This is a genomic window from Erwinia persicina NBRC 102418 (assembly GCF_001571305.1).
In the GTDB taxonomy this organism is placed as follows: domain Bacteria; phylum Pseudomonadota; class Gammaproteobacteria; order Enterobacterales; family Enterobacteriaceae; genus Erwinia; species Erwinia persicina.
Map to the genome: position 1 here is coordinate 461,944 of NZ_BCTN01000001.1, position 21,552 is coordinate 483,495.

A 21,552-nucleotide genomic window follows, 5' to 3' on the forward strand; every position below is an offset into this window, starting at 1 on the left:
ATCAGGGCGCAGTCTGCGCTTCCAGATTCAGTAAATAGACCAGCGACTGGGCGCGACTGTGTCCGCACATTTCGGCCTCAGGCTGTAAACTTGCACAGACTGCGGGTCGCAGCGGCGAACCGAAGATTTTGCAGCGCATCTGCGCGTCGAGTTGCACGCAGGGCGTATTCGCTGGTTTTCCATTCGGATGCCCGGGAATCGGCGATGAAATGGAAGGGGCCGTACAGCAGGCACCACAGGCGGCGCGACACTCCATGACTGACCTCCGAAGGGAAAGCGCGACAATAGCAGCCTGCCGGTACGAATACTATGCTTGTTTTATGACGGCGCCCTTGCGGCCAACGTCTGCTGCGCATTCCGCCAGGCAGATATTTTCTCCGGGCCATCTTGCCTGGTGACGCAGGCGCGAGTAACGTGTCGCGATAATTTTCCCCTCCTTATTCATACGAGATCTGTTTTATGCCAAGAGCTAACGAAATCAAAAAAGGCATGGCCGTGAGTTTTAACGGCAAGCTGCTGTTAGTGAAAGATATTGATGTTCAAAGCCCGAGCGCACGCGGGGCCTCCACACTGTATAAAATGCGTTTCACCGATATCCGCAGCGGAATGAAAGTGGAAGAGCGCTTTAAAGGCGATGACATCATCGACACCATTTCTCTCAGTCGCCGTCAGGTCACCTTCTCCTATATTGACGGGGATGAATATGTGTTTATGGATGACGAAGACTATACGCCTTATAACTTCAAGCAGGAGCAGATTGAAGATGAGCTGCTGTTCCTGCCGGAAGGCGGTATTCCTGGCATTCAGGTACTGACAATGGATGGCCAGATCCTGGCGCTGGAGCTGCCGCAGACGGTGGATATGGAAATTGTTGAAACAACGCCGGGCATTAAAGGCGCTTCAGCCAGTGCACGAACCAAACCGGCAAAAATGGCGACAGGTCTGATTGTTCAGGTGCCTGAGTACCTCAGTAATGGCGATAAAATCCGCATTCATATCCCTGAGCGTCGCTACATGAGCCGCGCCGACTAGAAACTTGCAAAAAGGGGCTGTCAGCTGACCGCCCTTAATGTTATATTATAACAATTAACGATACTCCATCGTGAGTATGCCCAGCCGGTGTTCAGCATCCAGCCACTGAAGTTGGCTATGGCCGATATTATAAGGCATAGGCTGTGAAGCGCGGGTGTTTAGCGCCAGTGTTATCGCCTGTGTCTGCCCATCGCGCAGGCAGGCGACCTGAACAGATCTCTGATTGATTTCAGATTGACAGGGGGATTCAACAATGCTGCCCGTAAAAAGAATAGTGCCCGAATTTGCTGCTTCCTGACTATTCCCTGCCAATGCATTGCTCGTCCATGAGGCAAAAAGCATCACGGCAGCGGCCGCAAGAATGCTGTGCATTTTTTACCTCGTACTCTGTTGTGTTATTACTCCCCCTTACCTTAGTCAACAACGCGCCATCTCGTGATGAAAACAAATAGCGCTGAAGAACAGTAAATATCATTAAAGTTTTACTCAGGAGTGCACATGACCCGCGTCAATCTGATCACCGGCTTCCTCGGGAGCGGCAAAACCACGACCCTGCGCCATCTGCTGGCGACTAAACCTGCAGGCGAACGGTGGGCCATACTGGTCAACGAGTTTGGTGAAATTGGCATAGACGGCGCCCTGCTGGCAGAGACGGGCGCGGTACTGAAGGAGATCCCCGGCGGCTGCATGTGCTGCGTAAATGGTCTGCCGATGCAGGTCGGGCTGAATACCTTGCTGAAGCAGGCTAAACCAGACCGCCTGCTGATTGAACCTACCGGGCTCGGGCATCCTAAACAGATCCTCGATATGCTGTCTGCTGCAGTTTATCAACCCTGGATAGACCTCCGCGCCACGCTGTGCCTGCTGGATCCACGACAGCTGGCGGATGAACGGGTCATCCGGAATGAAAACTTTCGCGACCAGCTGGCCGCTGCCGACATTATTATTGCCAATAAGCAGGACCGCTGGGCAGAGGCTGACCGGGAAGCCCTGCAGAGCTGGCATCAGCAATCATCGCCGTCGCGCCAGCTGATCGTCACCACTCACGGTCAGATTGATCCGGCGCTGCTTGACCTGCCACGGACCCATCAGGCGGTGCTGCCTGCACCTTCGCACCATCACTCGCCGTCTCAGCATGGCCTGGCAGCCCTGAAGCTGAACGACAGTGCACGCTGGCGACGGGCACTCAATCAGGGTCAGGGCTACTACGCCTGCGGCTGGATTTTCGACAGTGATACCGTCTTTGATACCATTGGTCTGCTGGAGTGGGCGAGGCAGGCTCCGGTGTCACGGGTGAAAGGCGTACTGCGTATTGCCGAAGGGCTGGTGAGCATTAATCGCCAGGGGGCAGATTTTCATATTGAAACGCGGCCATCAGCACCGCCTGACAGCCGGATTGAGCTGATCCACGATGAGCAGGCAAACTGGAATATTTTACAAACGGCTCTGTTGAATCTTCGTTTATAATATCAGGCATACTCTACGCGCGAACTTTCTTAAAAAAACCTTAATTCTGATATGAATATTAAACGATTGCTGCTTATTCTGTTGCTGAATGCTCTCGGCCTGGCGCTGTTTTTCTCCTGGTACCTGCCAGTGGATCACGGGCAGTGGTTCACGCTGGATAAAACTATTTTTTACTGGTTCAACCAGCGTCTGGTAACGAACCAGGCATTGCTGTGGCTGGTGGCGATCACCAACTTCCGCGCGTTTGATGCCGTATCCCTCCTGGCGATGGGCGCCCTGTATCTGCACTTCTGGCGTCAGGAGACACCTCAGGGCCGTCGCCGCATGTTTGCCATTGGCATCACCATGTTAATTACCGCAGTGTGTCTGAATCAGCTTGGTCATCAGATCCCGGTATCTCACGCCAGTCCGACAAAGTTCTTCCCGGATGTCAATCATGTGACACAGCTCACCGGCATTCCGACTAAGGACTCTTCCGCGGACAGTTTCCCCGGTGATCACGGTATGATGCTGATGATATTCGCCTGCTTTATGCTGCGTTATTTCACCCGTCGCGCCTTTACCCTGGCAGTCATAATTGTGCTGGTCTTTGCCCTGCCGCGCGTAATGATTGGGGCACACTGGTTTACCGATATTGCGGTGGGTTCCCTTTCCATTGTGCTGGTAGGTATGAGCTGGTGGTTACTGACACCCGCCAGTGATTATCTGGTGAACTGGCTGTATCGTAATCTTCCGGGAAAATACAAACCGGTTAAATAAATCCGTATTTCTCCATGCACGCGGAAAAGAATAGGGCGACCGTCACCCTGCCGTCAGAGAAGACTTCTGGCGGCAAAACAGGGAGATTCGTTCTGCCACCTCCCCCGTTTCCCTCAGCGCAAACCCCTGAAACCCACGCCTGTCCAGTGAGATTATTCTGATTGTTACTTGACCCACGGCATGTCGCAGCAAAGTTGCCCTTAAGCACAAACGGATCAGCTGATAATTGACGATAATGTAATCAATTCGTTACTTAATGATTTCATATCACAAAAACCGACAAAAAAGTGCTTAAAACCCCTCGCCATGGGCTATGTAATGGGGTAACCTCGTCTTCGATTAGGCGAAATGGCTAAAGTATTTCGGTAAGTTACATTTTAAATTGTGCTCAATAACACATTTTAACGTTTTCCGAATTGTCTTACCCTCCGGCACTAATTAATCTCGTCTCGTTTCGCAATTCTGCTAACGACTTCGTCGTTAAGGACTTCAAGGGATCACAAAAATAATGGTCAAGTCTCAACCTATACTGAGATATATCTTGCGGGTTCTTCCCGCTGTCGCGCTCGCGACACTGTTGTCAGCCTGTAGTTCGAACAGCGGACACAATGTACAAACTGATACTCATGCAGTTAAAAACCAGAATGGTTTTTTACTTCAAGCGTCTCAGGATGAATTCGAACAGATGGTTCAGAATGTGGATATTAAATCCCGCCTGATGGACCAGTATGCGGACTGGAAAGGGGTACGTTACCGCCTTGGCGGTACCAGTAAACGTGGCATCGATTGCTCTGCGTTTGTCCAGACCACATTCCGTGAACAGTTTGGTATGGATCTTCCGCGCTCAACCTACGAGCAGGAAGATACCGGAAAAAGTATCCAGCGCGCGAAACTGCGCCCCGGTGATCTGGTGTTGTTCCGTGCAGGTTCCACGGGTCGTCATGTCGGTATTTATATCGGTAATGACAACTTCGTTCATGCCTCTACGAGCAGCGGTGTGATGATTTCGAACCTGAATGAATCTTACTGGAAAAACCGTTATCGCGACGCTCGTCGGGTACTGAGCCGAACGCAGAGCTGACCTCATTCCCTTGAAGTCTGCGAACACGAGATAAAAAACGCTGCTTATGGCAGCGTTTTTTTTGCCTTTTATTCCCCACCTCTCACCTGCCCAGTTGAGGGATTGATTATCAACAATAAGATAGAGACAGACTCCCCTCCCCCGTTATATTCTCACTGGCTGACGCCAGAAGAAATTTGCTCGTTATCAACAATAATAAAATCGGCGAATACGGGAGAAATAACCGAATGCCACTATCTACCCCCGTCAGGCGGCAGGTGACTCAGCCGCGTAAGATAGTAATTCTCAGTGCGACCATCGGTTTTATTTTTTTTCTGCTGTTTCTCATCATTATGCTGACGCTGACCTGGAACCGCCGCTCTGCAGAGCATGACCGCCTCGCCAGCTATACGCAGCGTTATGTGGCCAGCGTCTTCTCAGATCTGCGCACGACCCTGCAACCCCTTCAGGCAAACATCCACTCCTCCTGTGAACAGGTGCGCAACGATCTCACGCAGCGTTCAGCCTTTGCGCCCAACGTGCGGGCGATATTGTTAGTCAATAACCGCCGTGCTTTTTGCTCATCTGCCACCGGCCCTATGCAAATGGATGTCCAACAGATATCCCCCCTCACCGAGGTCAGCAACACTACAGATATCCGGCTGATCCCCGGGACGCCAATGATGCGTGGCAAACCCGCCATCGTTTTATGGCTGAAAAATCCTGCTTATCCGGGCAGCGGCGTTTTCACTACCCTCAATATCAACCTCACGCCTTATCTTTTACTGGCCTCCCGCGATCAGCAAATTAGCGGCATAGCGATAGTGGCCGGAGAGAGTGCGATGACCACCTGGAATGAGCGCGTGATCAAACGCAGCGCACTGCCTGGACATGCCTTGCGTACCATCGCGATCCCGGGATATCCCCTGACGCTGAATCTCTACGGAGAAGCCCTGCCGCAGCGTGATATCCATCTCATTCTTTTGTCGGGGCTGTTGATGGGAATGTTGATTACCTGCGGATGTTTCCTGATGTTTACGCTGCGGCTGAGAGCGGGCAAAGAGATTATGCTGGGCATTAAGCGCGGGGAGTTTCATGTGGAATATCAGCCTGTCATCGAAACAGCCAGTGGAAAACCTTACGGTCTGGAGGCGCTTTTACGCTGGACACACCCGACGGAAGGGCGTATTCCACCGGATTCATTTATCCGCTACGCCGAAGGCCAGAATCTGATTGTGCCCCTGACCCGGCATCTGTTTACACTGGTGGCTCAGGATGCCCATCGTTTGTGCAAAGTCGCCCCCGTCGGGACGCGGATGGGCGTCAATTTGTCCTCTCATCATCTTGCACACCCCAGTTTCTGCCAGGATGTGCTGGACTGGATAGCCAAGATGCCAACCGGGCATTTTGAATATGTTTTTGAAATCACAGAAAGTGCGATGGTCAATGATAATAACGCTGATAAAATATTTGACTGGATCCGTCAGCAGAATATCCGCATCGCCATTGATGACTTTGGCACCGGCCACAGCGCGTTAATCTACCTTGAGAAATTCCAGTTTGATTACCTTAAAATTGACCGCGGCTTTGTGCAGAGTATCGGCATGGAAACGGTCAACACCCCCGTACTGGATGCCGTGCTGGCGCTGGCGAAAAAACTCAACCTGAAGACGGTGGCAGAGGGCGTCGAAACCGCAGAGCAGGCATTGTGGTTAATTAACCGTGGCGTGACGCATCTGCAGGGCTACCTGTTCAGCCCCCCCTGTACCGTCCCACAGCTTATCGGCTACTATCGGCAGCAACACGCGCCGGCCCTGAGCAACATACGGGTTTGAACGGGGGAAAACCTTTTAATATCATTGTGTCATCGTGGTTTTACTGCCAGGCTGGCGAAATTAACCAATGTGTTTCCGGTGGGAGTCTGTTGAACCATGATTATGCGTGGTATTGCCTTAGTCATCTTCAGCCTGTATACGGCCTGCGTCCAGGCTGAGAAAATCAATCAAAGTGACAGCTTCGCCCAGCTTGGTGTGGCGAAGTATGCCGGTGGGTTTACCCATTTTGATTATGCCAATCCTGCCGCACCGAAAGGCGGCAGTGTGACACTGTCGGCAATAGGCACCTTTGATAATTTTAATCGCTTTGCGATGCGCGGCAGCCCAGGGGTGGGAACAGAATCACTCTATGACCGCCTGTTTACCTCTTCCGATGATGAAGTGGGCAGCCTGTATCCACTGATTGCGGAGTTTGCCCGCTATCCCGATGATTACCGCTGGGTGGAAGTGACCATCAATCCGCGGGCGCGTTTTCAGGATGGTTCACCCATTACCGCTGCGGATGCTGCCTTTACATTCAACCTGTTTATGACCCAGGGCGTACCGCAGTATCGCGTGTTTTATAAAGGCGTGACGGCAAAAGCCCTGTCACGCTTTACTGTCCGCTTTGATCTGCCGAAAAGCGACCGCGATAAGATGCTGTCTCTGCTCGCCTCTCCGGTATTTCCGGAAAAATACTGGAAGGATCATAAACTCGGAGAACCGCTGCCCGCGCCACCGTTATCCAGCGGCCCCTATCGGATCAGCGCCTATAAAGTGGGCCAGTCGATCACCTATTCCCGGGTAAAAAACTACTGGGCGGCAGATCTGCCGGTCAATAAAGGCCGCTATAACTTCGATACCATCCGCTACGACTATTATCTGGACGATAATGTGGCATTTGAGGCATTCAAAGCCGGTGCGTTTGATTTCCGCACCGAAGGGGCGGCGAAAAAGTGGGCCACGCAGTACAACGGCACTAACTTCGATCGGGGTTATATCCGCAAAGAAGAGGTGCCCAACACCGTAGCAACCAATACCCAGTGGCTGGCGTTTAATACGCAGAAACCTCAGTTTGCCGACCGGCGGGTACGGGAAGCCCTCTCGCTGCTGTTTGATTTTGAATGGATGAACAAAGCGCTGTTTTATAATGCCTACAAGCGCGTGGACAGCTATTTCCAGAATACAGATTACGCGGCACGTCACTACCCGGATGCCAAAGAACTGGAGATACTCGGTCCGCTGAAGGGGCAGTATCCACCAGAGGTGATCGATCAGATCTATCAGCCACCAACCTCTGACGGTTCCGGCTACGACCGGCCCAAATTACTCCAGGCACTGTCACTGCTGAAGCAGGCGGGCTGGGAGCTGAAAAACCAGCAACTGGTGAACGTCAAAACCGGCAGGCCTTTTGCGTTTGAACTGCTGCTGCGCAGCGGCGGTAATGACCAGTGGGTGCTGCCTTTCCAGCATAACCTTTCCCGCGTCGGGATCACCATGAAGGTACGCCAGGTGGACAGTTCGCAGTATCTGGCACGCCTGCGCAAGCGTGACTTTGATATGCTGCCAACCGTTTACTCCGCTTTCCCGACCCCGGATACCGGCCTGCAGTTTTACTGGGCGACCGCCTATATGGATTCCAGCTATAACACGCCAGGCGTCAGCAGCCCGCTGATTGACGATCTGATCGCCCGCATTAACCAGCATCAGGGCGATGCCCCGGCGCTGCTGACGCTGGGTCGGGTACTGGATCGCGTCCTGCTGTGGAACTATTACATGATACCGATGTGGTACACCGCCAACGACCGTTATGCCTACTGGAATAAGTTTTCGATGCCAACGACGCGTCCAACCTATGCGCAGGGTTTCGATAACTGGTGGTACGATGTTAACAAAGCCGCACAGTTGCCGGCGCAACGTCGCTAAGGAGTCAGACTGTGGGTGCTTATTTACTTCGTCGTTTACTGCTGATCGTCCCCACGCTGTGGGCGATTATCACCATCAATTTTTTTATCGTGCAGATTGCGCCGGGCGGCCCGGTGGATCAGGCGATTGCCAATATTGAATTCGGCCAGACCACCGGCATGCCGGGTGCTGCCGGGGAAGGATCGGCCCACGGCCGCAGCGCCCTCAATGCATCCCCGGGGGAGGGAGAGTATCGTGGTTCACGCGGCCTTGACCCGGAAGTGATCGCAGAAATCACCCGTCGTTACGGCTTTGACAAACCGCTGCATGAGCGTTATTTCACCATGCTGTGGAACTACGTGCGCTTTGATTTTGGCGACAGTCTGTTCCGCAGCAGTTCGGTGATCCAGCTGATCAAAGAGAGCCTGCCGGTCTCGGTGACGCTCGGGTTATGGAGCACACTCATTATCTACCTGGTGTCGATCCCGCTAGGGATTAAAAAAGCAGTACGCAACGGCAGCGCCTTTGATATCTGGAGCAGCACGCTGATCATCATCGGCTATGCCATCCCGTCCTTCCTGTTCGGTATTATATTGATTGTGGTCTTTGCCGGAGGCAGCTACTTCGACTGGTTCCCGCTGCGCGGACTGGTTTCCCCACAGTTTGATACCCTGCCGTGGTATGGCAAAGTGACCGATTATCTCTGGCACATCTGCCTGCCGGTGCTGGCGACGGTCATCGGCGGCTTCGCCACCCTCACCATGCTGACAAAGAACTCCTTTATGGATGAGATCCGCAAACAGTACGTAGTGACCGCCCGTGCCAAGGGGCTGGACGAGAAGAAAATCCTCTACCGCCATGTTTTCCGAAATGCCATGCTGTTAGTCATTGCCGGGTTCCCGGCGACCTTTATCAGTATGTTCTTCACCGGTTCACTGTTGATCGAAGTGATGTTCTCCCTCAACGGCCTGGGCTTACTGGGCTACGATGCCACTATTCAGCGTGACTACCCGGTCATGTTCGGCACGCTGTATATTTTTACGCTGATTGGGCTGTTGCTGAATATTCTCAGCGATATTACCTATACGCTGGTTGATCCGCGCATTGATTTTGAGGGGCGCTCATGAGCCGTTTAAACCCCATTAATCAGGCACGCTGGGCGCGCTTTCGCCATAACCGCCGGGGCTACTGGTCACTGTGGATCTTCGCTGTGCTGTTTATTCTCTGCCTGGGCGCGGAGCTGCTGGCCAATGATAAGCCGCTCATCGTGCATTACCAGGACCGCACCTACTTCCCGCTGCTGGTAAATTATCAGGAGAGCGATTTCGGTGGCCCGCTGGCGACCCCGGCCGACTACCAGGACCCGTGGCTTAAATCCCGCCTGGCCCAAAGTGGCTGGGCACTCTGGGCCCCGATCCGCTTTGGTGATGATACGATTAATTTTGCCAGCACGGTGCCCTTCCCTTCGCCACCGTCAGCGCAAAACTGGTTAGGAACGGATGCTAACGGCGGCGACGTGCTGTCACGCATTCTGTATGGCACGCGTATTTCTCTGCTGTTTGGGCTGATGCTGACGGTAGCTTCCAGCGTGATAGGCATTTTTGCCGGTGCCGTGCAGGGCTACTTCGGTGGCCGGGTCGATCTGTGGGGGCAGCGTTTTATTGAAGTCTGGTCCGGGATGCCCACCCTGTTTCTGATTATCCTGCTCTCCAGCGTGATACAGCCGGGGTTCTGGTGGCTGCTGGGCATTACCGTGCTCTTTGGCTGGATGGGACTGGTGGGCGTGGTGCGTGCAGAGTTCCTGCGCACCCGTAACTTTGACTATATCCGTGCTGCGCAGGCGATGGGTGTCAGCGACTGGCGCATCATGTCACGGCATATGCTGCCAAACGCTATGGTGGCGACTCTCACTTATCTGCCCTTTATTCTCTGCGGATCGATCACGACCCTGACCTCACTGGATTTTCTCGGCTTTGGCCTGCCGCTGGGCTCGCCTTCGCTGGGCGAACTGCTGTTACAGGGCAAAAATAACCTGCAGGCGCCGTGGCTTGGCCTCACCGCCTTTTTCTCACTGGCGATCCTGCTGTCGCTGTTAATCTTTATCGGTGAAGCGGTACGCGACGCCTTTGACCCGAGCAAGGTGTATTGATATGGCACTGCTAACCATTCAGGATCTCAGTATCGCTTTTCGCCAGGGCGGTGAAGAACGGCAGGTGGTTGACGGGCTGTCACTCTCCGTCGACGCCGGCGAGACGCTGGCGTTGGTGGGTGAGTCCGGCTCAGGGAAAAGCGTCACCGCGCTGTCAGTCATGCGCCTGCTGCCCACCCCGCCGGTGGTCTATCCGCAGGGTGATATTCTCTTTGACGGACAAAGCGTGCTGCGTGCCGATGAGCGCACGCTGCGCGGACTGCGGGGGAATCGCATCGCGATGATCTTCCAGGAGCCGATGGTATCGCTTAACCCGCTGCATAACATTGAAAAACAGCTGTACGAGGTGCTGTCGCTGCATCGCGGAATGCGCCGTGAGGCGGCGCGGGCCGAAATGCTGACCTGTCTTGACCGCGTCGGCATCCGCCAGCCAGCCAGCCGCCTGAACGATTTCCCACATCAGCTTTCCGGCGGTGAACGCCAGCGCGTGATGATTGCGATGGCGCTGCTGACCCAGCCCGAACTGCTGATCGCAGATGAACCCACCACCGCGCTGGATGTCACCGTACAGGCGCAAATCCTCACGCTGCTGAAAGAGCTGAAGCAGGAGCTCAATATGGGGCTGCTGTTTATTACGCACAACCTGAATATTGTCCAGCGCCTGGCGGATAACGTCACCGTAATGCGTCAGGGTCAGGCGGTTGAACACAACAGCACACGCCAGCTGTTCAGCACCCCGCAGCACGCCTATACACAGCAGTTATTGAATGCCGAACCCGAAGGCCAGCCTGACCCGGCCGATGCACACGCAGAGCCGCTATTGCGCGTGGAAAACCTGGCCGTTGCGTTCCCGATTAAACAGGGGTTGATGAGACGCACGGTAGGCTATCATCACGCGCTCAAATCCCTCAGTTTTACCCTGCGTCCGGGCGAAAGCCTCGGCCTGGTGGGCGAGTCAGGCTCCGGTAAAAGTACGACCGGGCTGGCCCTGCTGCGCCTGCTGCACTCGGAGGGGGAAATCTGGTTTAACCAGCAGCCGCTGCACCGTTGGAATCGCCGGGAAATGCTGCCGGTGCGCCGTCAGATCCAGGTCGTATTTCAGGATCCCAACTCGTCCCTGAATCCCCGGCTGAACGTATTACAGATCATCGCCGAAGGCCTGCAGGTACATCACCCTGAGCTGAACGCAGCCGAACGCGAAGCACGGGTGATCACCGCCATGCAGGAGGTGGGTCTGGATCCTGATACGCGTCAGCGTTATCCGTCAGAGTTCTCCGGCGGACAGCGCCAGCGCATCGCGATTGCCCGTGCGCTGATCCTGCAGCCGCAGCTGATCATTCTTGATGAGCCGACCTCTTCCCTTGACCGATCGGTGCAGAAGCAGATCCTCGCCCTGCTGAAAAAACTTCAGCAGCAGCACCGTCTGGCCTACATTTTTATCAGCCACGATCTGCGCGTGGTACGTTCGCTGTGCCATCAGGTAGTGGTGCTGCGTCAGGGAGAGGTGGTGGAACAGGGTGGGTGTGAAGCCGTCTTCAGCGCCCCGCAGCAGAGTTATACACAGCAGCTGCTGGCCCTGGCCTGATCGTCAGTGGTTCAGGCACGGCGGTCAATGAGAAAAGGTTCGGCAATCCCCACCCCGAAGCTTTTCAGGCGGCAGGTGGTGGCGGACTCATCGTCGCGATGCACAAACAGGCAGGGTTCCCCTTCCCATTCCACGACGGTACAGGCCAGTTGAATTTCAGCCAGCGCAGCTTCAATTTTTTGCATGATCTCCCAGGCACAGGCACCATCGTGACTCAGCAGCCGAAGCCCGATCAGATCATCTTCATTATGTAGTCCGTTCAGCGCCTGCGCTTCGATCACCTGCCCACGTGGACTGGCGCACCAGCGATAGCGTTGCGGCAAACGATGTACCACCGAATGTTGTAGCGTATTCAACAGGGTTCCCCAGAGCGATTTTTAAACAATATTTTCACAAATAATTCACAAGGTAAATCATCATTTCTTGCCAGCCGTTCAAGCTATTAATAACTGGCACTATTTACCCTGAACACAGTTACCGGGTGACGAAATAAAACACGTCTCCGGCCTTTTTTTGGGAGCAAGATCCCATTTATTCGATACTTTTACCGCGTTCATCATCTGATAACAATCGTTTTTAAACCGATGTTGTTACTTTTTTCAGGGAAGGTTTTTACAAAAAGGCAACATGAGAGGGCGGTGCAGGACAAGTCGTACTGTCGGATGCGGGACGATAATACGCTATCGTCCCGATACGAAATCAACCTGCGGTCGGGGTATGGCGTGGGCGTGAGGCGTAGATAAACAGCAGGATAGAAACCGTGGCGCAGATAAAGATCGCCCCCACCATTGGCCAGGCGCTGGTGAAAGTAAAGGTCGACAACAGCGCGCCTGCCAGCGCCCCGACGCCAAAGCGTAACGTCCCTGCCAGCGAGGATGCCGTTCCGGCCATATGAGGAAACTCTTCCAGTATCACCGCCATCGCGTTGGAGGAGACCATCGCCACGCAGCCGATAAACATCGCCACGCCAAACACCAGCGGTAAAAAGCCAAGGTTAAGCGCGCTGACCACTACCAGCCAGACCCCCATTGAGAACTGGATCAGCAGGCCAAAACGGAACATCACCAGCGGGCCAAAACGGCGTACGCAGCGGCTGTTCAGCAGCGTCATCAGGAACAGGAAGACCACGTTCAGCGCAAAATAATAGCCAAAATCCTGCGGCGAGATATGGTTCAGCTCAATGTAGACAAATGGCCCGACATTCAGGAATGAAAACAGCCCGGCGAATGAAAATCCGCTTGCCAGCATATAGCTGAATACCCGTTTATGGCGGAAAAGTGACAGGAAGTTGCGCAGCGTGGTTCGCAGGCTGAAGGGCTGCCGCTTCTCTTTTGGCAGCGTCTCTTTTATCTGGGTCACGACCAGCAGCGTGGTGACCACTGCGGCGGCTGAGATCGTCCAGAAAATGGCGTGCCAGCTCCAGATCAGCAGCATCCAGCCGCCAACGATCGGCGCCAGCAGCGGCGCAATGGTCGTCACCAGCATGACAAAGGACATCATCCGCGAAAACTCCTCTCTCGAGTAGCTGTCACGCATCAGGGCGCTGATCACCACACTGCCCGCAGCGGCCGACAGGCCGTGCAGGAAACGCAGCGTGATCAGTTGGTCAATGGTTTGTGCCAGCGCACAGGCAGCCGCCGCAATGGCAAAGATCAGCGTTCCCGCCGCGATCACCGGCTTGCGGCCAAAACTGTCCGCCAGCGGCCCGTAAATTAACTGGCCCAGCGCAAAGCCAAGGATATAGGCATTCAGCGTCATCTGTACGCTGCCCGCCGATACCGAGAACTCACGTGCAATCTGCGGTAAGGCAGGAAGATACATATCGATCGACAGCGGCATCAGCATGGCCAGCAGGCCGAGGATCACCACTAACCCGATGGACGAGTTTTTATCTTTTGCCACACACTGCCCCTTTGATCGACCCAATTTAACTAACGCGTCAGTCCGACGCTGGCAATTTCTTCTTCCGTCAGCGGCCGGTAGTCACCGGGCGCCATATCAGCATCGAGCTGAATGGCACCGATACGCTCACGATGCAGTCCGACAACGTGATTGCCGACCGCAGCAAACATCCGTTTGACCTGGTGATAGCGCCCTTCACTGATCGTCAGACGAACCTGGTGCGGGTCGATCACCTCCAGCGTCGCGGGTTTAGTCAGCGTTTTTTCATTATGCAGTTGGACCCCGTCAGCAAATTGCTGCGCGGTATCATCACTGAGCGGCGATTCCAGCGTCACCAGATAGGTTTTCTCACAATGGTGGCGCGGGGAGGTGATGCGGTGTGACCACTGACCGTCATCGGTCATCAGGACCAGGCCGGTGGTGTCGATATCCAGGCGTCCGGCGGCATGAAGCTTGTAGGCCGAGGGCTCCTCAAGGAAGAACAGCACTGTAGGATGATCCGGATCTTCCGTTGAGCAGACATAACCCACCGGCTTGTTCAGCATAAAATAGCGCGGACCGAGCTGCTGCTGCAGCGGATTGCCATCATATTCAACCTCGCTTTCAGGGCTCAGTTTAAATGAGCCGTCGCGTACCACTTCACCGTCGACGGTGACTTTCTTTGCACGCAGCTCACGCGCGGCGATGGCACGGCTGACTTCCAGTTGCTGGGATATAAATTTATCAAGTCGCATTAACTCTGCACTGCCTGTAATTGGTTTGGAATGGAAACGGACGAAAATCGTCTTATGATGTGGCGCAGGGCGCTCATCGGGAATGGAGACGTCAACAGATAAGCCACAAGTATAGCGGCAGAAGCCACTGAGGCACAGAGGGTATCGTATTCTTATGGCGCTTTCATGGCATAATGTCCCTTTGTTGCTGCTTTACAGGTCTTCATGTCGTTTACCTTACGCCCCTACCAGCAGGAAGCCGTTGATGCCACCATCAGCTACTTCCGTCACTCCTCTCAGCCTGCGGCGATCGTCCTGCCGACCGGGGCGGGCAAAAGCCTGGTAATTGCAGAGCTGGCGCGCGTGGCGCGCGGACGCGTCCTGGTGCTGGCTCATGTCAAAGAGCTGGTTGCTCAGAACCATGCGAAATATCAGGCTTACGGGCTGGAGGCCGATATCTTTGCCGCTGGTTTACAGCGTAAAGAGAGCCAGGCCAAAGTGGTCTTTGGCAGCGTGCAATCCGTCGCCCGAAATCTGGCGCAGTTTAGCGCAGAGTTCTCTCTGCTGATCATCGATGAGTGCCATCGTATCAGCGATGCGGAGGACAGCCAGTATCAGCAAATCATCAATCAGCTGCGTCAGCATAACCCGCAACTGCGGCTGCTGGGACTGACCGCCACCCCTTACCGACTGGGTAAAGGCTGGATTTATCAGTTTCATTACCACGGTATGGTCAGAGGCAACGAACGCGCTTTCTTCCGTGACTGCATTTATGAGCTGCCGCTGCGCTATATGATTAAGCACGGCTTCCTGGTTCCGCCCGAGCGGCTGGATATGCCGGTGGTACAGTACGATTTCAGCCGTTTGCAGGCGCAGGAAAATGGCCTGTTCAGTGAGGCTGACCTGAATCGAGAGCTCAGGCAGCAACAGCGTATCACCCCCCATATCATCAAGCAGATTGTGGAATTCGCCCAACAGCGCGAAGGGGTAATGATTTTCGCCGCAACGGTCGAACATGCCCGCGAAGTGCTCGGCCTGCTGCCCGGCAGCAAAGCACTGATCAGCGCCGGTACGCCTGCCGCAGAGCGTGATGCCATGATTACCGCATTTAAAGCCCGCGAACTGCGCTACATGGTGAACGTTGCCGTGCTGACCACCGGATTTGATGCCCCGCATGTCGATCTGATCGCGATTCTGCGTCCGACCGAATCGGTCAGCCTGTATCAGCAAATTGTCGGGCGGGGGCTGCGCCTGAGCCCGGGTAAGACCGACTGTCTGATCCTCGATTATGCCGGTAACCCTCACGATCTTTTTACGCCTGAAGTGGGCGCACCGAAGGGAAAAAGCGACAACCAGCCGGTACAGGTTTTCTGTCCGGGCTGTGGCTTTGCCAACACCTTCTGGGGAAAGGCGACGGAAGATGGCACGATTATCGAACATTTTGGCCGTCGCTGTCAGGGAGTGCTGGAAGACGATGACGGGCAGCGTGAACAGTGTGACTACCGTTTTCGCTTTAAAAACTGTCCGCACTGTCACGCTGAAAATGATATTGCCGCACGGCGCTGCCGGGAGTGTGATGCCATTCTGGTCGACCCGGATGATATGCTGAAAGCCGCGCTAAAGCTGAAGGACGCTCTGGTGCTGCGCTGCGCCGCGATGGTGCTGGAAAGCGGCAGCGATGAGCAGGGAGAATGGCTAAAAGCGCGCTACTTTGATGAAGACGCCACGGAAGTCAGCGAACGTTTCCGGCTGAAAACCCCGGCCCAGCGAACCGCCTTCGAGCAGCTGTTCCTGCGCCCTCATCAACGCGCCCCCGGCGTCCCGCTGGGTTGGAAGAACGCCGCTGATATTCTTGCCCTGCAGCCGCTGCTGCGCCATCCCGATTTTGTCGTCGCCCGTAAGCAGCGCCATTTCTGGCAGATTCGGGAGAAAATATTCGATTATGAAGGCCGTTTTCGCCGGGCGAACGAACTGCGCTAAAACGGGCCTCCGGTACGGTGCGCCCTGCCCCACGACTTATTACATTGCCTGTACGGGCAAAGCCGGGTATAATTCCGCCCGCTTTTGCCTGGCTCTGTCGGGTAAAAGCTGAACACTCCACCTGTTGCTGGGTCGCCTGTAGCAGGAATAAAACTTGAAGAGACTTAAAAATGTTCACTATTAATGTTGAAGCTCGTAAAGAGCAGGGCAAGGGTGCGAGCCGCCGCCTGCGTTTAGCTAACAAATTCCCGGCCATCATCTATGGCGGAAATGAAGCAGCTGTTGCTATCGAACTGGACCATGACTCCGTACTGAACATGCAGGCAAAGCCTGGTTTCTACGACGAAGTTCTGACTCTGGTTGTCGATGGCAAAGAAACTAAAGTAAAAGTGCAGGCTGTACAGCGTCACCCGTTCAAGCCAAAACTGCACCACATCGACTTCGTTCGCGCTTAATCGCCCGTCCGTTTGATGTGAAAAAACGCCGCTTAATGCGGCGTTTTTTTTCGTCTGAATCCGGCAGCCCGACTTGTCATCCACCGCTGTCGGGAATGCCCTTTTTCCCGGATGCCCCGTCTGGCCAGTCGCATGGGTAGCGAACGGCAAAAGAAGGTTCGCCACCGGGAAAATGAGAGCGTTATTTGCCGCTGGTACGGCGCTGTAACTGGTCACGCAGATTTGGCGGCGTGCCTTTGATAGTCAGGGTATCCGTCGCCGGATCCCAGAAGATACGCTCACCCAGCAGCATCGCATCAAAATTGATCGTCAGCCCGCCACCGCTACCGGCAAATTTGGTCAACTGACGCAGTGTACTGCGGTCGGCCGGAAAGCTCTCTTCCAGTTCATAGCCCTGCTCCTGAGTAAAGGCCTGGAAGGTTTTCTCTCCCCATGGGGGCAGCTCGTCAGACACCCCTTGCAGCGCGATCTCCTCACCGGATTTAAGCTGCTCGTTGCAGTAGGCCGACACCTGCTGACGATAATTCTGCCGCTCGTTTTTATCCAGGCTGGCCTCGGCGCAATAGTCATCAACGGCCTGGAGCAGGCCACGGTTTTGCGCTTTCGTATCCAGCCCGACGCTGGCACCGAGAAAGTCCATAAAGAAGTCGGCGACCTTGCGTCCTACCCGTCCGCGCAGGAAGGTCAGATAGCGCGTTGACTCCGGGTTGGTTTCCCACTCGGTCAGATCGATGCGTGCCACAATATCGGCATGGTTAATATCCAGATAATGGGTGCTGCTGATATCCAGCTCTTCGTTAACACGCATGCTGTTCTGGCTGCTCAGTACGGCAATCAGCAGGTACTCCACCGCCAGATAGCGATAGTGGCCAAACAGCACCACGCCCCCTTCTGCAAACGGATATTTACTTAACTCGTCGCGCAGGCGCGCACTGGCGGCACGGCTGAAAGCAAGAAAATCATTTTCCCCTTTGCGGCAGTTGCGCAACGCATCGGCCAGTTCGCTCTCTTCATTGAACAGGCCATAGGCTTTGCTCTTGGCGCTGTAAACCCGATGCAGCTCTTCCATCATTGCCGTCACCGTCGCAGTGGACGGTAACAGTGAATCACGCAGAACCAGTTCCAGCGTCTGTTCGTCACGCTTGATCATCTGGTGAAGGGCAATCTGGGCGATATCCAGACTCATGGTAAACTCTCCTTTAGACACAGGCGCGTATTCAATCACTGTGCGCCCTTTCGATCAACTGCCAGAATCATGCACAGTTCATTCGCGTTTCTTTGCGATAAAAAAGCAGAAAAAAGCGCGTCCTTACGGTAAGATAGCGCTTTTTAAACCTCAGTAATAAAATAGACGTTATGGCACAATCATCCCGCTACAGCAACGAGCGCGTGGAGAAGATCCTCGCAGAAATGGTCCAGGTACTGGAAACTAACCAGACCCCAACCGATCTTTCCCTGATGGTTTTGGGAAATATGGTGACCAACTTACTGAATACCAGCGTGGCACCGGCACAGCGCCAGGCGATGGCACGTTCGTTTGCCGAGGCCCTGCAGGCTTCGGTACGCGATGAAAAAGCCCATTAATGAGACGATCCTGACCCCAATATGGTAACAAATCGGCAGCGCTACCGTGAAAAAGTCTCCCAGATGATTAGCTGGGGGCATTGGTTCGCCCTGTTTAACATCATTTTTGCCTTCATTCTTGGCAGCCGTTACCTGCTTGTCTCCGACTGGCCAGCCTCGCTGGCCGGCCGTATTTACGCGTTTAGCAGTTGGATCGGCCATTTCAGTTTTATCGTCTTTGCCGCCTACCTGCTGATTGTGTTCCCGCTCACCTTTGTGGTGATGTCCCAGCGGTTGCTGCGTTTTCTCTCGGCGATTATTGCCACCGCCGGAATGACATTGATCCTGGTCGACAGCGCTGTGTTCGCGCGCTTCCACCTGCACCTTAACCCGGTAGTCTGGGAACTGGTGGTGAATCCTGATCAAAGTGAGATGGCGCGCGACTGGCAGCTGATGTTTATTAGCGTGCCGGCCATTTTTCTGGTGGAGATGTTGTTTGCCACCTGGAGCTGGCAAAAGCTGCGCAGTCTGAACCGCCGCAGCTTTGGTAAACCGCTGGCAGGGCTGTTTATCAGCGCCTTTTTTGCCAGTCATCTGATGTACATCTGGGCTGATGCCAATTTCTATCGCCCTGTGACCATGCAGCGCTCTAACCTGCCCCTCTCCTATCCGATGACCGCCCGGCGGTTTCTGGAAAAACACGGCCTGCTGGATGCACAGGAGTATCAGCGCCGGTTGGTGCAACAGGGGAATCCTGAAGCGGTTTCCGTTGCCTATCCGCTCAATGATATTACTTTCCGGGACAGGGGCACGCGCAATAACCTGCTGGTGATAACCGTTGATGGGCTGAATGAAGCCTCCATGGCGAAGTCGCTGCCTAATCTGACACGTTTTGCCGAAAGTAACGTGCGCTTCAGCCAGCATTTCAGCTCGGGCACCCATGAAGATACCGGGTTGTTTGGTCTGTTTTACGGTATTTCGCCGAGCTATATGGATGGCGTACTGTCGTCGCGTATCCCTTCCACGCTGATTAATGCGCTGGGGCAGCAGGGTTATCAGTTCGGCCTGTTTGCCAGCGACGGCTTTAACTCGCCGCTTTATCGTCAGGCTTTGCTCACTGACTTCTCATTACCGGCGACGCAAAGCCAGTCGAATGCAGAAACAACCCGTCAGTGGCAGCGCTGGCTGGAAGGCCATAAAAGCGAAGATATGCCGTGGTTTTCCTACCTGTCTCTGTCGACTTCTGACAGCAGCGATGCGACGGAGAAGTTTAGTGCACGACGTTATAACCGCGCAGCAGCCAACGTCGACCAGCAGATCCAGAACGTGCTGACCACCCTGGAGCAGAAGGGATTACTGGCCAATACCGTGGTGGTGATCACTGCCCAGCACGGCGTTGTGCTGAATGGTGAATCGGGTCAGGGAAACCGGGAAATGCTGCAGGTGCCCCTGGTCGTTCACTGGCCACAGACGCCGGCGCAGACCATCAATAAGCTGACCGACCATCAGGATATTATGACCACCCTGATGCAACGCCTGCTGCACGTGAGCACGCCAGCTCAAGACTATTCACAGGGCGAAGATTTGTTTGCCGCTCAGCGCCGCCACAACTGGGTGGCCAGCAGCACCAACCATCAACTGCTGATAACGACCCCTCAGGAGACGCTGGTGCTGGATAACAACGGAAACTATGCCGCGTGGGATCTGCAGGGGCAGAAGCTGAAAAACCACAAACCTCAGCTGGCCTTGCTGTTGCAGGTTTTGACGGATGAAAAACGCTTTATTGCCGACTAACTGTATAAATCTAAAGCAGTCAAGACGTTAGCATCTTGCATTCAGGAAGAAGTTCAGTAATATAGTCTCAACGTCGGCGCGTAGCGCAGCCTGGTAGCGCATCGTCATGGGGTGGCGAGGGTCGAGAGTTCAAATCTCTCCGTGCCGACCAATTTTTACTTTCCCCACAGCAACGTCCCTGTTTCACTTCTTCCCCGACCCGGGTTCGCATCGTGGCACAAGCCACTACCGTGACAGGGTTCATTCAGCGTCATATCCCGTCCGGCGACTGATCCCAAACCCTTGTCTGTTTACCCGCCCCGTCCGAATCAAACCCTTTTTATCCGTAGAAAGCACCTTAATCAGTGGAAATGTGAATGCCCACCGAACCCCTCTGAACGGCTGTTATCTGCGCCGTAACCATGCCCACCAAAAGCATGACTGTGAGCGTTATCACTGCCGCGATTATCATTGTTATTTCCAGAATGCTGAGAGGCTTTATCATGTGTATTACTGTTAGTCACATTAACGAAAGCCGGTACATGAGGAACAGATACCTGGGTAGAAGGTGCGAGAGTAGAAGCAGGTACCGTATTAGTCACACCGTTCACTGTGACATTAACAGGTGTGTTTGGCTTCAGGCTGCTAGCTGAAACGTTAATTGTAGCCACCTGTAATTGAGTAACATAGGAACGGTAAGTAGCACCAGTAATTTGAGGCTGCTTAGTGGGGGTGAGCTGGTTCTTCTTAACAGCAGGCACGCTGTAAGACGGTGTTAACTGTTTGGTTGGTGCAATCTGAGGCGTTAACTGTTTCCTCTGTACAGTGGGTACACTATATGATGGCGTACGCTGGATGGATGGTGTCATTTGTGGTGTTAACTGTTTCCTCTGCACAGTGGGTACACTATAAGACGGCGTACGCTGGATGGATGGTGTTCGTTGTGGTGTTAACTGTGCAGCCTTAGTAGGCACGCTGTAAGAAGGTGTTTTATGTGGTACTGCTTGAGGTGCGTTAATTGTAGGTGTGGCCTGTGGATGCTGTACCTGCGGTGAAGCAATTGGGCCACGCTGAGTTGCTGTAGCATTAGCCAGTGTGCTGATTGCACCTCTCATTTGTGCATTAGCATTAGTCTGTTCTCTTGCTGCACTTTCAGAAGCATCAGCCCATGAAGAAGGAGAACCACTTCCATATGAAGAAGCGGCGGCATTTACACGGCTTTCAGCCGCAGAACTCATACGGCTTGCATGTGAGAGTGCCTGTTCTCCCTGATGGATATCGGCAGCAAAAATTGAGAAAGAACAAGCAGAAGACATGAGAATTACAATCAATTTCATTTTCATTTGTTAATTTCCAAAGCAAATTAAGTTGACGTATTTATACACTTACCAAACA

General features: G+C 54.1%; 20 protein-coding genes and 1 tRNA gene. 14 read left to right on the forward strand and 7 right to left on the reverse strand.

Features of this window, described 5'->3' with window-relative positions:
* Position 1: 1 nt before the first annotated feature.
* Complete coding sequence (locus tag EPE01S_RS23775) at positions 2-256, reverse strand: YkgJ family cysteine cluster protein (RefSeq protein ID WP_062742892.1); 255 nt, start codon at positions 254-256, stop codon at positions 2-4.
* Positions 257-459: 203 nt separating this feature from the next.
* On the opposite strand from EPE01S_RS23775, the gene yeiP reads away from it, so the two are divergent.
* Entirely contained in the window at positions 460-1,032 is a 573-nt protein-coding gene (yeiP, locus tag EPE01S_RS02025; RefSeq protein ID WP_062742893.1) for an elongation factor P-like protein YeiP, read from the forward strand.
* Positions 1,033-1,086: 54 nt separating this feature from the next.
* Here yeiP and EPE01S_RS02030 read toward each other — a convergent pair whose 3' ends face one another.
* Positions 1,087-1,404 carry a YmdA family protein gene (locus tag EPE01S_RS02030; RefSeq protein WP_062742894.1) on the reverse strand — a complete coding sequence of 106 codons (318 nt, stop codon included), beginning with the start codon at positions 1,402-1,404 and terminating at the stop codon, positions 1,087-1,089.
* Positions 1,405-1,530: 126 nt separating this feature from the next.
* Here EPE01S_RS02030 and EPE01S_RS02035 point away from each other — a divergent pair, with 126 nt between their 5' ends.
* The 8 genes from EPE01S_RS02035 (at position 1,531) to yejF (ending at position 11,771) form a co-directional block, all read left to right on the forward strand.
* Entirely contained in the window at positions 1,531-2,499 is a 969-nt protein-coding gene (locus EPE01S_RS02035; RefSeq protein WP_062742895.1) for a CobW family GTP-binding protein, read from the forward strand.
* Positions 2,500-2,550: 51 nt separating this feature from the next.
* Positions 2,551-3,258, forward strand: a complete 708-nt coding sequence (locus EPE01S_RS02040; RefSeq protein ID WP_062742896.1) for a phosphatase PAP2 family protein — start codon at positions 2,551-2,553, stop codon at positions 3,256-3,258.
* 508 nt (positions 3,259-3,766) lie between these two features.
* Complete coding sequence (gene mepS, locus EPE01S_RS02045; protein ID WP_062742897.1) at positions 3,767-4,339, forward strand: bifunctional murein DD-endopeptidase/murein LD-carboxypeptidase; 573 nt, start codon at positions 3,767-3,769, stop codon at positions 4,337-4,339.
* A gap of 227 nt (positions 4,340-4,566) precedes the next feature.
* The gene (locus EPE01S_RS02050) at positions 4,567-6,153 is read left to right on the forward strand and encodes a cyclic di-GMP phosphodiesterase (protein ID WP_062742898.1); all 1,587 of its coding nucleotides are present in this window, start codon (positions 4,567-4,569) and stop codon (positions 6,151-6,153) included.
* Between the two features lie 96 nt (positions 6,154-6,249).
* Positions 6,250-8,058, forward strand: coding sequence for an extracellular solute-binding protein (locus tag EPE01S_RS02055; RefSeq protein WP_062742899.1), 1,809 nt, complete (start codon positions 6,250-6,252; stop codon positions 8,056-8,058).
* Positions 8,059-8,069: 11 nt separating this feature from the next.
* Positions 8,070-9,164: a microcin C ABC transporter permease YejB gene (locus EPE01S_RS02060; RefSeq protein WP_062742900.1), complete on the forward strand. Its 1,095-nt coding sequence runs from the start codon at positions 8,070-8,072 to the stop codon at positions 9,162-9,164.
* Positions 9,161-10,186 (forward strand): microcin C ABC transporter permease, encoded by a 1,026-nt coding sequence (locus EPE01S_RS02065; RefSeq protein ID WP_062742901.1) that lies wholly within the window; start codon positions 9,161-9,163, stop codon positions 10,184-10,186. The genes EPE01S_RS02060 and EPE01S_RS02065 overlap by 4 nt, the downstream gene beginning before the upstream one ends.
* Position 10,187: 1 nt before the next feature.
* Positions 10,188-11,771: a microcin C ABC transporter ATP-binding protein YejF gene (gene yejF, locus EPE01S_RS02070; RefSeq protein WP_062742902.1), complete on the forward strand. Its 1,584-nt coding sequence runs from the start codon at positions 10,188-10,190 to the stop codon at positions 11,769-11,771.
* 11 nt (positions 11,772-11,782) lie between these two features.
* Here the strand turns inward: yejF and EPE01S_RS02075 are convergent, their stop codons facing one another.
* From EPE01S_RS02075 to rsuA, 3 genes are all read right to left on the reverse strand, one after another.
* Positions 11,783-12,130 carry a YejG family protein gene (locus EPE01S_RS02075; RefSeq protein WP_084344124.1) on the reverse strand — a complete coding sequence of 116 codons (348 nt, stop codon included), beginning with the start codon at positions 12,128-12,130 and terminating at the stop codon, positions 11,783-11,785.
* Between the two features lie 340 nt (positions 12,131-12,470).
* Complete coding sequence (locus tag EPE01S_RS02080; protein WP_062742904.1) at positions 12,471-13,673, reverse strand: Bcr/CflA family multidrug efflux MFS transporter; 1,203 nt, start codon at positions 13,671-13,673, stop codon at positions 12,471-12,473.
* Between the two features lie 29 nt (positions 13,674-13,702).
* Positions 13,703-14,407 carry a 16S rRNA pseudouridine(516) synthase RsuA gene (gene rsuA, locus EPE01S_RS02085; protein WP_062742905.1) on the reverse strand — a complete coding sequence of 235 codons (705 nt, stop codon included), beginning with the start codon at positions 14,405-14,407 and terminating at the stop codon, positions 13,703-13,705.
* Between the two features lie 204 nt (positions 14,408-14,611).
* Between rsuA and radD the strand changes: the two genes are divergently transcribed.
* Together radD and rplY are read left to right on the forward strand one after the other, a co-directional pair.
* Positions 14,612-16,366 carry a DNA repair helicase RadD gene (radD, locus tag EPE01S_RS02090; RefSeq protein WP_062742906.1) on the forward strand — a complete coding sequence of 585 codons (1,755 nt, stop codon included), beginning with the start codon at positions 14,612-14,614 and terminating at the stop codon, positions 16,364-16,366.
* A gap of 170 nt (positions 16,367-16,536) precedes the next feature.
* Complete coding sequence (rplY, locus tag EPE01S_RS02095) at positions 16,537-16,821, forward strand: 50S ribosomal protein L25 (protein WP_062742907.1); 285 nt, start codon at positions 16,537-16,539, stop codon at positions 16,819-16,821.
* 181 nt (positions 16,822-17,002) lie between these two features.
* Here rplY and yejK read toward each other — a convergent pair whose 3' ends face one another.
* Positions 17,003-18,007: a nucleoid-associated protein YejK gene (gene yejK / locus EPE01S_RS02100; protein ID WP_062742908.1), complete on the reverse strand. Its 1,005-nt coding sequence runs from the start codon at positions 18,005-18,007 to the stop codon at positions 17,003-17,005.
* A gap of 170 nt (positions 18,008-18,177) precedes the next feature.
* Between yejK and EPE01S_RS02105 the strand changes: the two genes are divergently transcribed.
* The 3 genes from EPE01S_RS02105 to EPE01S_RS02115 all read left to right on the forward strand — a co-directional run bounded on the left by EPE01S_RS02105 (position 18,178) and on the right by EPE01S_RS02115 (position 20,329).
* Positions 18,178-18,405, forward strand: coding sequence for a YejL family protein (locus EPE01S_RS02105; protein ID WP_062742909.1), 228 nt, complete (start codon positions 18,178-18,180; stop codon positions 18,403-18,405).
* Between the two features lie 21 nt (positions 18,406-18,426).
* Complete coding sequence (gene yejM, locus EPE01S_RS02110; RefSeq protein ID WP_062742910.1) at positions 18,427-20,178, forward strand: LPS biosynthesis-modulating metalloenzyme YejM; 1,752 nt, start codon at positions 18,427-18,429, stop codon at positions 20,176-20,178.
* Between the two features lie 74 nt (positions 20,179-20,252).
* Positions 20,253-20,329, forward strand: a tRNA-Pro gene (locus EPE01S_RS02115).
* A 190-nt stretch (positions 20,330-20,519) separates the two neighbouring features.
* Here EPE01S_RS02115 and EPE01S_RS23325 read toward each other — a convergent pair.
* A complete protein-coding gene (locus tag EPE01S_RS23325; protein ID WP_157075984.1) occupies positions 20,520-21,500 on the reverse strand; it encodes a superantigen-like protein SSL4 in 981 nt (326 codons plus the stop codon).
* Positions 21,501-21,552: the final 52 nt, after the last annotated feature.

Bases quoted from the DNA above. Each gene is read 5' to 3' on its own strand.
- EPE01S_RS23775 (WP_062742892.1), bottom strand. From the start codon at position 256: ATGGAGTGTCGCGCCGCCTGTGGTGCCTGCTGTACGGCCCCTTCCATT.
- yeiP (WP_062742893.1), top strand. From the start codon at position 460: ATGCCAAGAGCTAACGAAATCAAAAAAGGCATGGCCGTGAGTTTTAAC.
- EPE01S_RS02030 (WP_062742894.1), bottom strand. From the start codon at position 1,404: ATGCACAGCATTCTTGCGGCCGCTGCCGTGATGCTTTTTGCCTCATGG.
- EPE01S_RS02035 (WP_062742895.1), top strand. From the start codon at position 1,531: ATGACCCGCGTCAATCTGATCACCGGCTTCCTCGGGAGCGGCAAAACC.
- EPE01S_RS02040 (WP_062742896.1), top strand. From the start codon at position 2,551: ATGAATATTAAACGATTGCTGCTTATTCTGTTGCTGAATGCTCTCGGC.
- mepS (WP_062742897.1), top strand. From the start codon at position 3,767: ATGGTCAAGTCTCAACCTATACTGAGATATATCTTGCGGGTTCTTCCC.
- EPE01S_RS02050 (WP_062742898.1), top strand. From the start codon at position 4,567: ATGCCACTATCTACCCCCGTCAGGCGGCAGGTGACTCAGCCGCGTAAG.
- EPE01S_RS02055 (WP_062742899.1), top strand. From the start codon at position 6,250: ATGATTATGCGTGGTATTGCCTTAGTCATCTTCAGCCTGTATACGGCC.
- EPE01S_RS02065 (WP_062742901.1), top strand. From the start codon at position 9,161: ATGAGCCGTTTAAACCCCATTAATCAGGCACGCTGGGCGCGCTTTCGC.
- yejF (WP_062742902.1), top strand. From the start codon at position 10,188: ATGGCACTGCTAACCATTCAGGATCTCAGTATCGCTTTTCGCCAGGGC.
- rsuA (WP_062742905.1), bottom strand. From the start codon at position 14,407: ATGCGACTTGATAAATTTATATCCCAGCAACTGGAAGTCAGCCGTGCC.
- radD (WP_062742906.1), top strand. From the start codon at position 14,612: ATGTCGTTTACCTTACGCCCCTACCAGCAGGAAGCCGTTGATGCCACC.
- rplY (WP_062742907.1), top strand. From the start codon at position 16,537: ATGTTCACTATTAATGTTGAAGCTCGTAAAGAGCAGGGCAAGGGTGCG.
- yejK (WP_062742908.1), bottom strand. From the start codon at position 18,007: ATGAGTCTGGATATCGCCCAGATTGCCCTTCACCAGATGATCAAGCGT.
- EPE01S_RS02105 (WP_062742909.1), top strand. From the start codon at position 18,178: ATGGCACAATCATCCCGCTACAGCAACGAGCGCGTGGAGAAGATCCTC.
- yejM (WP_062742910.1), top strand. From the start codon at position 18,427: ATGGTAACAAATCGGCAGCGCTACCGTGAAAAAGTCTCCCAGATGATT.
- EPE01S_RS23325 (WP_157075984.1), bottom strand. From the start codon at position 21,500: ATGAAAATGAAATTGATTGTAATTCTCATGTCTTCTGCTTGTTCTTTC.